This is a genomic window from Nocardia anocheti (assembly GCF_029675105.1).
Classification (GTDB): domain Bacteria; phylum Actinomycetota; class Actinomycetes; order Mycobacteriales; family Mycobacteriaceae; genus Nocardia.
Genome location: NZ_JAQQFV010000002.1, coordinates 1 through 11,159, shown reverse-complemented (window position 1 = coordinate 11,159; position 11,159 = coordinate 1). Strand labels below are relative to the sequence as shown.

Sequence of the window (11,159 nt, the reverse complement as noted above, 5' to 3'; positions counted from 1 at the left end):
CGAAATTCCTTCGTGAGCGATGGAGCGTCGATACGGGGTGTTCTAGGTGCGGTGTCGGCTTTCGGGAACGGCGACGAGCGCCACATTGGCCGCCGCGAGCAGGGTGAGAACGAGGGACCAGGCGAGCAGCCCGGTGAGCGCGGGACCGGCCAGCGAGGCGATCCCGGCCAGGCCCTGCTGGATCAGGGCGCACCAGGACACGGCGATCGCCGCGCCGGTGGCGAGGTGGCTGACCGCGTGCGCGGCGCTGTTGGGGAACAGGGTGGCCTGGCCGAAGGTGCTGGTGACGTATCCGGCGAGGAAGATCGGCAGGGCGACCGCGCGCGGCAGGTCGACCACCCACACGGCGGTGACGAGCACGCAGCCCACCAGCATGATCCAGGCGCCGCGGCGCATCATCACCCGCGCGCCCACCCCGAGCACCGCCCGGCGCACATAGGTGGCCCCGCCCAGATAGGCGGCGCCGTAGAGCACGCCGAACAGGCCGAACACCCACGGCGGCAAGGCGAATCGGTCGGTGAAGATGAACGCCGACTTCTGCTGGATCATCACGATCACGGCGAAGCCGATGCCACCCGCCAGGGCGCTGGCGAGGAAGATCCGGTCGCCGAACAGTCGTCGGGCGGTGCCCTTCGCGGGCGAGGTCAGCGTGGGTTTCGGCAGCTCGACGCGCAGCGCGAACAGCACCGGGATCGCGGCCAGCACGGCCAGGATCACGAAGCCGTAGCGCCAGCCGATGGTGGAGGTGACGATGCCGCCGATCACCTGCCCGCCACCGAGCGCGACCACGAACGCCATCGACAGCAGCGCGAGCTGACGCGCGAGATCGGCGCCGGTGAACAGATCCTTGATCATCATCCGCCCGACCACCGCGATGCCGCCCGCGCCGATCGCCTGGATCACCCGCAGCCCCAACAACTCCGGGGCGTTGCCGATCAGCGCCAGCGCGGCACTGGCGAGCACGAACAGCAGCCCCGCCGCGACGAAGGCGGGCACCCGGCCGTAGCGCTCGGCCGCCCGGCCCCACGCGACGACCGGCAGCGCGGCGAACACCACGAACACCGCCACCGAGAGTTGCAGGGTGGACTCGCTCGCGCCGATGTCGGCGCCGAGGGCGGGCATGCCGGGCAGATAGATCGTGGTCGCCATCTGTGCCACCGTCACGGCACCGCAGGCGGTGGCGACAACGGCGCGGTGGTTCGTCGGTACCGACACGGCGTCGGTGTCCTGACGTACGAACAATGTTCTCCCCCTACGCCATTCGGATATCACGGTCCGTGTTTCAGATATACGGCGTCAGGTCGAGGGGCGACCACCATTGCGATCGTGGTGATTCTCGAGGATTGAGCGGGAGTCGGCGCGGTTATCGGGATCGCGCGGGCGACCGGACAGGACGCGGGGGCGATGTCGGGCGTCGACGCGGTGTGTAAAGCTGGGGTCATGAACCGACTTGGCAGCGCGGTCTCGCCTTACCTGCGTCAGCACGCCGACAATCCGGTGGATTGGCGGGAGTGGGACGCCGAGGCGCTGGCCGAAGCGGCGGCACGGGACGTGCCGATCCTGCTCTCGATCGGGTACGCCAGCTGCCACTGGTGTCATGTGATGGCGCACGAGTCGTTCGAGGACGCCGCCACCGCCGCGCAGATGAACGCCGAGTTCGTGTGCGTGAAGGTCGACCGGGAGGAACGGCCCGACCTGGACGCGGTGTACATGAACGCCACCGTCGCCATGACCGGGCAGGGCGGGTGGCCGATGACCTGCTTCCTCACCCCCGACGGCGCCCCGTTCTACTGCGGCACCTACTACCCGAAGCAGCCGCGCGGCGGGATGCCCTCGTTCACCCAGCTGCTCAGCGCGATCACCGACACCTGGCACAAGCGCCGCGACGACGTGAACTCCGCCGCCCAGCAGGTCACCGACGCGCTGCGGGCCCAGTCCACCGGGCTGCCCGATGCCGAGTTCGCCCTCGGGCCCGAGCTGCTCGACCAGGCGGTCGCCGCGATCGCCGCCGACGAGGACCGCGAACACGGTGGGTTCGGTGGGGCGCCGAAGTTTCCGCCGTCGGCGCTGCTGGAAGGACTGCTGCGGCACTGGGAACGCACCGGCGACTCGGCCGTCTACGACCTGGTCGAACGCACCGCCGAGGCGATGGCGCGCGGCGGCATCTACGACCAGCTGCGCGGCGGTTTCGCCCGCTACGCCGTGGACGCGGGCTGGCTGATCCCACATTTCGAGAAGATGCTCTACGACAACGCGCTGCTGTTGCGCGCCTACGCGCACCTGGCCCGCCGCGCACCGGCCACCCCGCTGGAATCGCTGCCGCACCGGGTGGCGCGCGAGACCGTCGAGTTCCTGCTCGCCGATCTGGGGACCGCCGAGGGCGGGTTCGCCTCCGGGCTCGACGCCGACACCTACCTCGAACCGGGTGGTCCCGGAGTCGAGGGCGCCACGTACGTGTGGACGCCCGCGGAACTGGTGGGTGAGCTCGGGCCGCTCGACGGTATGTGGGCGGCCGACGCGTTCGGCGTCACCACCGCGGGCAACTTCGAGCAGGGCACCTCGGTGCTCACCCGGCGCAGCGACCCGGTCGACGTCGAACAGTCGGCCCGCTTCGATCGGTTGCGCGCCCAGCTCTTCGGGGTCCGCGCCCAGCGCCCGCAGCCCGCGCGGGACGACAAGGTGGTGACCGCCTGGAACGGGATGACCATCACCGCGCTCGCGGAAGCCGGTGCGGCGCTGGAGGAACCGTCGTGGGTGGCGGCCGCGGTGCGCTGCGGGCGGTTCCTGCTCGATGTGCACCTCGTCGACGGGCGGCTGCGGCGCGCCTCGCTCGACGGTGTGGTCGGCGCCCCGCCCGGCGTGCTCGAGGACTACGCCTGGTGCGCGACCGGCTTGCTCGCGCTGTATCAGGCGACCGGCGAACCGGATTGGCTCGCCGCCGCGCAGCTCGTCCTCGACGCGGCCGTCACCCACTTCGCCGACGCGGACCGCCCCGGCAGCTGGTTCGACACCGCCGACGACGCCGAAACCCTGGTCGCCCGCCCGCGCGATCCCATCGACGGCGCGACTCCCTCGGGCACCTCGGTGCTGGCCGAGGCCCTGCTCACCGCCTCCGCCGTCGCCGAGCCCGACACCGCCCTGCGCTACCGCGAACTCGCCGACCACACCCTCGCGCGCGGCGCCGTGCTGCTGGCCCGCGCCCCGCGCACCGCCGGTCACTGGCTCGCCGTCGCCGAGGCCGCCGTCCGGGGCCCGATCCAGATCGCCATCGCCGCCACCGAGAAGTCCTCCGCCGCGACGGAACTCCTCGCCACGGCACGCGCGGGCGCCCCCGGCGGGTCCATCGTCCTCGCCGCCCCACCGGACACCGCGCCCCTCCTCACGGACCGTCCGTTGGTCAACGGCACCCCGGCCGCGTACGTCTGCCGGGGTTCGGTCTGCGACCTGCCGGTCACCGAACCGGCCGACCTGGCAGCGGCTCTCCAGCGATAGTCGGCACGCCCCTTCAGGCGCGCGGCTGACGCAGGTCGTCGCCGTGTATACGCGATAGGTGGGGAGTGGTCCGCGTCGACTGGGTTGAGTGGCCGCCACTGTTGCCGGGTGGAGTGGCGGGGCGAGCGGCGCCACTGGTGCTGACCGCAGCGGGGCGAACGCGGGCGGCGGTCCTCAGCGGACCGGCGGGATGTCGGTCCAGGTGCGGGTGCGGCCGGGGATGCCGCGGAGGCGGAGGTCTTTGTAGCGCTTCCATTTGGCGCGTTCGGCGGGGGTGGCGGCCTGGAGGAGGGCGTCGCTGACGAGGATGCGGCGGGGGGCTTCCTTGGCGACGGTGGTGAGGCGGGCGGCCTCGTTGACGGCGTCGCCGATGACGGTGAACTCGAGGCGGGTGTCGGAGCCCACGTCACCGGCGAAGACCTGGCCGCGGGCCACCCCGATGCCGATGTCGAGTTCGCCGGTGGCGACCACCTCGTCGCGGATGCGGCGGGCCGCGCGCAGGGCGGGGGTGGCGTCGTCGGGCAGGGCCGACGGGGCGCCGAAGATGCACAGGGCGGCGTCACCGGCGAACTTGTTGACCAGGCCGCCGTTGTCCTCGGTGGCCGCCACGACGGTGGCCAGCAGCCGGTTGAGCTTGTGCACGAACTCCACCGGCGCCATCTCCGCCGAGAGCTGCACCGAGCCCGTCACGTCGACGAACAGCGCCGACACGATCCGCAGGTCACCGGTGAGATCGGTGCTGCCCGCCAGCGCGCGCTCGGCCACCGTGGAGCCGACGTGTCGGCCGAAGACGTCCTCGGTGTGCATCTGGTCGCGCAGGGTGGCCGCGAGCTCGTTGACCGAATGTTCCAGCCGTCCGATCTCGCTGGTACTGCCCACCGGCACCCGCACGTCGAGCTCGCCCCGGGTGATCCGGTCCAGCGCCCGATACATCGCGCGCATGGGCGTGGCCACCGAGCGGGCGAGCAGCGCGGTCGCCAGCGCGCCCACCAGCAGCGCCACGATCGAGAACAGCCAGGCCGCGCGCACCCGGTCGGAGGCGGGGCTGGACCGGTCGCTGAGGACGACGATGATGATCAGCCCGGGCAGCGCGCCCGAGACCGCCCAGGTGACGAGCACGCGCACCAGCACGGTCGAGGTGGGATGCACGGTCGGCCCGAGCACCGCGGCCACGATCGGCACGGCGGGCCGGATCAGCCGGTCCAGGATCAGATAGCCCACCCCGGCGGCCTCCAGGGCGCCGAGCGCGAAGCCCGACAGCAGCACCGGGACGTTGTGGTAATCGGTGTAGTGGTCGACCAGCCAGACCGTCAGCAGGATGCCGGGTGTCCACAGCGCGATCGCGCGCACGGTGATCGCCGCGGGCAACCGGACCAGGGCCCGCGCTTCGTCCGGGGTGGGTTTGCGGCCGTTGTCGAGCCAGCGCAGGTAGCGGCGCCGGTCCCAGAGCGCGATGCCGACGCCCGCGGTCAGCGCCACGGCCGGGTAGATCATGATCGCCACCGCGGCGCCCTGCCAGTCCGCGCCGACGCGGGTGAAGACACCGCCCGCCCAGGAGATCAGGAAGATGGCGGCCAGGCCGACCATATTGGCCGTGATGACGACCAGGGCCAGCCCCACATAGGACTGCAACGCCCAGCGGACCAGCCGTTCGAACACGCGGCCCAGCGCGGCGCCCGAGGACGCCCTGGTCTCGCGCGCTGCGCTGACGGGTGACACGACTGTCCAGCATAGAAGGCGCGCGGGCCCTCGCGGCCAGCACGCGCCGGTTTCAGCCCAGGACGACCAGCCAGATGGCCAGGTAGTGGCACACCGCGGCGAGCACGGTCGCGGCGTGGAAGAACTCGTGATGGCCGAAATCCGGCCACGGATTGGGCCACTTCGTGGCGTAGAGCACGGCCCCGACGCTGTAGATCACCCCGCCGATGGCGAGCAGCACCATCGGCAGCACACCCACATTGCGCAGCAGTTCCGGCGCGACCGGCACGATCGCCCAGCCCAGCAGCAGATACAGCGGCACCCCCACCCAGCGCGGCGCGGTGGGCCACAGCAGCTTCAGCGCCACCCCGGCCAGCGCTCCGGCCCAGACCACCGCCAGCAGCGTGCGCCCGGTCGTGCCGGGCAGGCCGAGCAGCGCGAACGGGGTGTAGCTCCCGGCGATGAACAGGAAGATCATCGAGTGATCGGCCCGCTTCATCCGCACCCGGGCGCGCACACTGTTCCAGGTCACCCGGTGATACACCGCGCTGATCCCGAACAGCGCGCACACCGACACCCCGTACACCAGCGTCGACCAGCCCGCCGTCGCCGAGACGCCGAACCCGTAGGTCACCAGCACCGCGACGGCCACCGCCGCGATCCCCACCGCCCAGGTGTGGATCCACCCTCGGAACCGGGGTTTCACCAGCGCGACGGGCACACCGGAAACCTGCACACCCTCCACAACGACCTCCAGAAGCCAAAACCTACGGAACCGTAAGTTACGCCGCAACCGTACGGTAGAAACCCCCGTCACCACCACAAACGTGCCAACCACCACACCCGGCCCAACGGGTCCGCGGCGCGTCGACCGGCCAGGCGTAGGGTGCGGGATGTGGAGTTACTCGGTCGGTTACGTGGACTGCCCTATCGCGTCTACGAAGCCAGACTGTCCAAGCAGCTGGCCGACAAGCAGCATCCCCGCCACGTCGCCGTGATGTGCGACGGCAATCGTCGCTGGGCCCGCGAGAACGGGTTCACCGATGTCAGCCACGGGCACCGGGTGGGCGCGCTCAAGATCGCCGAACTGGTCGGCTGGTGCGCCGACCAGGGCATCGAGATGGTCACCGTGTATCTGCTGTCCACCGAGAATCTGCGTCGCGATCCCGACGAGCTCGAGACGCTGTTCGAGGTGATCACCGACGTCGTCGAGGAGCTGTCGGCGCCGGAGCAGAACTGGAGTGTGCGCATCGTCGGCTCGCTGACCGGTTTCCCCGAGCTGATCGCCAAGCGGCTGCGGGTGGCGGCCGAACGCACGAGCGGTCGCGACGGCGTGCATGTGAACGTCGCGGTGGGGTACGGCGGCAGGCAGGAGATCACCGACGCGGTGCGCTCGCTGGTGCGCAGCGAGATCGCCGCGGGCGAGTCGGGGGAGGACCTGGTGCAGGCCATCACCGTCGACGCGATCGGCCAGAATCTCTACACCTCCGGGCAGCCCGACCCGGATCTGGTCATCAGAACCTCTGGTGAGCAGCGGCTTTCGGGATTCCTGTTGTGGCAGAGCGCCTATTCGGAGATCTGGTTCACCGAGGCGTACTGGCCGGAGTTCCGCCGCGTCGACTTCCTGCGCGCCCTACGGGATTACGCCGCGCGGCACCGTCGTTTCGGCGTCTGATGTCGTAGGGGTCGCGTACTCTGCGGTCAGTGCAGCCCGAACAGCCTTCTTATATCAGCTATGAGGAATTCGGCAGGCGTTTCCTGGAATACGCCGTTTCCGAGCAGCGTATCGCCGACGCGTTCGGTGAACTCACCGGCGCCGCTTTCGATTTCGGCCCGATCGGGGTCGGGCCGGGGCGGTTGGCCAAGGTCACCGCGCAGGTGGAGCTGGGGCGGCCGCGCATCCTGCGCTTCATCGACGCCCACATCTCCTTCGAACTCACCATTCCGCTGCACGTCGATCTGGTGGTCGACCTCGCGGTGGACCGCTCGCGCTTCCGCGTCGACGGCACGGTGCACCTGCACCTGACCGCGCGCACCGCTGACCCGCTGCGGGTGGTCATCGACATCGCCGAGCCGCGGCCGGGGGACGTGCGCGTCAATGTCGCCAGTGCCACCAAGCGCGGGCAGCTGCTGCGGGTGCTGGCCAGTGTCGACCACGAGATCCGCCGCTTCGTCGCCCGCTACATCGCCCAGGAGATCCGGAAACCCGAGATCGCCGCGGTGCGCAATATCGATGTGGCGACCAGGCTCGACGCGGCCTGGAAGTTGTAGCCGAGTAGCCCAGATCCGGGCCGCGCGCGGGCTAGGCTGCCGCGAGAAAGCGGCCCGACGACGCGAGCGAGGGGTGAACGGTGGGAAGTGCGACCAAGGCAGGGGCTCGGTGGCGCCTGGCGGTGTTCGGTGCGGTGTCGAGTGCCGTGGCGCTCGTGGCGGGCTGCGGCGCCGCCGAGGAACCCGCGCCACCCCGCCTGACCCCCGCCGAGGAACAGGCCGCCAAGGGACCGGTGTTCGCCTATCGCACCCCCGGTGAACTGGTGGTCGTCCGTGGCGGCGACACCCTGCGCGCGGCGGGCGGCTTCGGCTACTCCTCGGCCGCGGTCGGCTTCACCCGCGACGGCCAGTACGCCTTCGCGGTGGAGACCACCAGCAAGACCCTGGTCGCGGTGGGGGTGCGCGACGGTTCGGTCTCGCGGATCGAATGCGACTGCACCGACGCGGCCGCCCTGCGCGGCTCGGTGGTGGGCTGGTGGCGCGATCCGGGCCAGGTGATGAGCATGGACCTGGCCGACACCACCCCCGCCGCGCCCGAGCGCGAGGTGGAGTTGCCGTCCTCGCCGAGCCCGCTGTCGGGTGGGTCGTGGGACGGGGCCAGGCTGGTCGCGGCCACCGACGACTATCTGCTGGTGGCGCGGGTCGAGTCGCGCGGGCTGTGGTGGGAGAAGAGCCACCTCTACGCCATCGGCGCCGACGCCATCCTGCCGCTGGGTCGGGTTCCGGGGATCGACGCGGGCCTCGGCGCGGCCGCCGGTCCCGACGGACACACCTTCGTGCTGGCCGGGTCGAGCGCGCGCAGCGCCTCCTGCGGCACCGGGCACGTCGCGACCATCGACGTCACCACCAACGAGGTGCAGGACCTGCCGGATCTGCCCGGCGAGTGCTCGGTCGCCTACAGCCCGCGCTGGGACGCGGGCGACACCATCACCGTCGCCACCCGCAAGTGGGCCGACGCGCCCGGCGCGCCCGGCACCGTCGACCGGTTGCAGTCGGCCGCGCAGGGCTGGGCGCCGGTCGGCGAGTACCCGGTCGTTGACATGCTCCCGCGCGACCAGGAGGCGATCATCGAGGTGGTCGCCGGTGATCCGACCGACGCGCGCGACACCCCGCGCGGGGTGCTGGTCGTGCAGAAGGGTGGCGCCCGGTCGGAGCTGGCCACCCAGGTCGTCTCGCTGGGCGCGCCGAGCGACTGACGCGCGGGCCGGGCACCGCACCGCGCGGTTCAGAGCTTGCGCAGGCGTAGCCGGTTGATGGTGTGGTCGGAGTCCTTGCGCAGTACCAGGGTCGCGCGCGGACGCGTCGGCAGGATGTTGTCCACCAGGTTGGGTCGATTGGTGGAGTGCCAGATGTCGCGCGCCGCGGCGGTCGCCTGCTCGTCGCTGAACCCGGCGTAGTGGTGGAAGTGCGCGTCGGGGTCGGCGAAGCCGGTCTTGCGCAGCGCGAGAAAACGCTGCACGTACCAGTTCTCGATGTCCTCGATGCGCGCGTCGACGTAGATGGAGAAGTCGAACAGGTCCGAGACCATCAGGCGCGGGCCGGTCTGCAGCACATTGAGACCCTCGACGATGAGGATGTCGGGCTGACGCACACAGTGCTGCTCGTCGGGCACGATGTCGTAGGACACGTGCGAATACACCGGCGCGCAGGCCACTTCCGCGCCCGACTTCACCTCGGTGACGAAGCGCAGCAGCTTGCGCCGGTCGTAGCTCTCCGGGAAACCCTTGCGGTGCATGATGCCCCGGCGGGTGAGTTCGGCGGTGGGGTAGAGGAATCCGTCGGTGGTCACCAGGTCCACGCGCGGATGGTGGTCCCAGCGGGCCAGCAGGGCCTGCAGCACGCGCGCGGTCGTCGACTTGCCGACCGCGACGCTGCCCGCCACGCCGATCACGAACGGCACCTGCTTGTCCGGGTGCTTCTCCCCGAGGAAGGTGGCCGTCGCGGCGAACAGGCGCTGACGGGCCGCGACCTGCAGGTGGATCAGACGGGCCAGCGGCAGGTAGACCTCGGCCACTTCCTCGAGATCGATCTGCTCACCGAGACCACGTAGGCCGGTCAGTTCCTCCTCGGTCAGGACCAGGGGAGTCGACTTGCGCAGGGTGCGCCACTGCTTCCGGTCGAACTCCACATACGGGCTCGGCTCGCTGATCCGTGCCACCTACCCGACGCTCCGTCCGGGCGCGTCCGCACAGCTGGGCTGCCCGTCGGGTGAGATCCGGGATAACTCTGACCGCATAGCGCGATTGTGCTCCGTATCAGCCATCCGTGCGCAACAGGGGGTTTGGCTACTCGTCGGTAACGAGTAACAACGCCGAGGTAGGGCCCGCTTTTCCGATTCACCCCGTAAGGTCGTTCCGTATGGGGTCATTTCCACTCGTCACTGAATACCTCCGGCTCGGACTGGCTTTCGACCGGCTCGAGGACGGCTTCGTCGACGCCTACACCGGCGACCCTCGACTGCGCCGCGACAGCGAGAACGCGCCCGCCCCCGAACCCGCCGACCTGGTCCGCCGCGCCGTCGACCTGCGCGCGGCCCTGCCCGAGGCCGGGCTCTCGGCGCGGCGCACCGAGTTCCTCGACGCGCACCTGGTGGCGATGGAGTGCTCGGCGCGCAAGTTCGCCGGTGAGCCGATCGGCTTCGTCGACGAGGTGCGTGCGTACTTCGACGTCGACATCGCCCCTGGCGACCCCGACGACTACCGCGAGGCGCACCGGCTGATGGACGAGGTCCTCGGCGGTGACGGCCCGCTGGCCGAGCGCGCCTCCGCCTACCGGCGCGGAGACGAGATCCCGCCGGAGAAGCTGGCGACCTGCGTCGAGGCGTTCTCCAGCGCACTGCGCGAGCGGGTGCGCGAGCGCTACCCGCTGCCCGACCACGAGACCGTCACCTACGAGGTCGTCGGCGACAAGCCGTGGTCCGGATTCAACTACTACCTGGGCGATTTCCACTCCAAGGTCGCCATCAACTCCGACCTCAAGCAGCACATGGCCAATCTGCCCGCGCTGATCGCGCACGAGGCCTACCCCGGTCATCACACCGAGCACTGCCGCAAGGAGGCCGGGCTGGTCGCGGCGGGCGAGCAGGAGCAGACGCTGTTCCTGGTCAACACCCCGCAGTGTCTGATGGCCGAGGGGCTGGCGGATCTGGCGCTGCAGTCGATCATCGGTCCCGGCTGGGGCACCTGGGCCCAGGAGATCTACGCCGACCTGGGCCTGCGCTTCGACGGCGAACGCGCCGAGCGCTTCGCCGCCGCCTCGGCCAAGCTGCTGAGCGTGCGTCAGGACGCGGCGCTGCTGCTGCACGATCAGCACCGTGGCGAAGACGAGGTGGCGGCGTTCCTGCAGCGCTGGAGCCTGGCCACCCCCGAGCGGGCCCGCCAGGCGCTGCGGTTCCTGTCCTCGCCGCTGTGGCGGGCCTACATCAGCACCTATGTCGAGGGTTACCGGCTGCTGGGCGGCTGGCTCGACGGTGCGGTGGACGCGCAGGACCGCGTCGAGCGGTTCGGCCGCCTGCTCGACGAGCCGCTCACGCCCGGGGCGATCCGGCGGATGGCCACGCCCGCCTGAGCCCACCAGGGGGTGTGACCTGCATCTCTCGACTCGCGCGCGGGCCGGGCTTGCGCTATCCCCGTGCTCGGGTGCCCGCGCGCGGGCCATAGACTGAGGGTCGTGACGCAGACGACCGCTTCGGTGAATAC

General features: G+C 70.8%; 9 protein-coding genes. 5 read left to right on the top strand and 4 right to left on the bottom strand.

The window, feature by feature from the left end; genetic code table 11:
• Positions 1-42 precede the first annotated feature (42 nt).
• Positions 43-1,158 (bottom strand): MFS transporter, encoded by a 1,116-nt coding sequence (locus QC180_RS03995; RefSeq protein ID WP_347567306.1) that lies wholly within the window; start codon positions 1,156-1,158, stop codon positions 43-45.
• A gap of 282 nt (positions 1,159-1,440) precedes the next feature.
• Here QC180_RS03995 and QC180_RS03990 point away from each other — a divergent pair, with 282 nt between their 5' ends.
• Positions 1,441-3,492, top strand: coding sequence for a thioredoxin domain-containing protein (locus tag QC180_RS03990; RefSeq protein ID WP_278261217.1), 2,052 nt, complete (start codon positions 1,441-1,443; stop codon positions 3,490-3,492).
• 174 nt (positions 3,493-3,666) lie between these two features.
• On the opposite strand, the gene QC180_RS03985 is transcribed toward QC180_RS03990, so the two are convergent.
• Together QC180_RS03985 and trhA are read right to left on the bottom strand one after the other, a co-directional pair.
• Positions 3,667-5,211, bottom strand: coding sequence for an adenylate/guanylate cyclase domain-containing protein (locus QC180_RS03985; protein WP_278261216.1), 1,545 nt, complete (start codon positions 5,209-5,211; stop codon positions 3,667-3,669).
• 52 nt (positions 5,212-5,263) lie between these two features.
• Complete coding sequence (trhA, locus tag QC180_RS03980; protein WP_278261215.1) at positions 5,264-5,926, bottom strand: PAQR family membrane homeostasis protein TrhA; 663 nt, start codon at positions 5,924-5,926, stop codon at positions 5,264-5,266.
• Between the two features lie 150 nt (positions 5,927-6,076).
• Between trhA and QC180_RS03975 the strand changes: the two genes are divergently transcribed.
• From QC180_RS03975 to QC180_RS03965, 3 genes are all read left to right on the top strand, one after another.
• Positions 6,077-6,865: an isoprenyl transferase gene (locus QC180_RS03975; RefSeq protein WP_474646388.1), complete on the top strand. Its 789-nt coding sequence runs from the start codon at positions 6,077-6,079 to the stop codon at positions 6,863-6,865.
• 29 nt (positions 6,866-6,894) lie between these two features.
• Entirely contained in the window at positions 6,895-7,461 is a 567-nt protein-coding gene (locus QC180_RS03970; protein ID WP_278261213.1) for a hypothetical protein, read from the top strand.
• Between the two features lie 80 nt (positions 7,462-7,541).
• Positions 7,542-8,657: a hypothetical protein gene (locus tag QC180_RS03965; RefSeq protein ID WP_278261212.1), complete on the top strand. Its 1,116-nt coding sequence runs from the start codon at positions 7,542-7,544 to the stop codon at positions 8,655-8,657.
• A gap of 29 nt (positions 8,658-8,686) precedes the next feature.
• On the opposite strand, the gene coaA is transcribed toward QC180_RS03965, so the two are convergent.
• The gene (gene coaA / locus QC180_RS03960) at positions 8,687-9,619 is read right to left on the bottom strand and encodes a type I pantothenate kinase (protein ID WP_278261211.1); all 933 of its coding nucleotides are present in this window, start codon (positions 9,617-9,619) and stop codon (positions 8,687-8,689) included.
• Positions 9,620-9,819: 200 nt separating this feature from the next.
• Here coaA and QC180_RS03955 point away from each other — a divergent pair, with 200 nt between their 5' ends.
• Positions 9,820-11,028 carry a DUF885 domain-containing protein gene (locus QC180_RS03955; protein ID WP_278261210.1) on the top strand — a complete coding sequence of 403 codons (1,209 nt, stop codon included), beginning with the start codon at positions 9,820-9,822 and terminating at the stop codon, positions 11,026-11,028.
• Positions 11,029-11,159: the final 131 nt, after the last annotated feature.

Coding starts and splice junctions, on each gene's coding strand:
- QC180_RS03990 (WP_278261217.1), top strand. CDS start 1,441: ATGAACCGACTTGGCAGCGCGGTCTCGCCTTACCTGCGTCAGCACGCC.
- QC180_RS03955 (WP_278261210.1), top strand. CDS start 9,820: ATGGGGTCATTTCCACTCGTCACTGAATACCTCCGGCTCGGACTGGCT.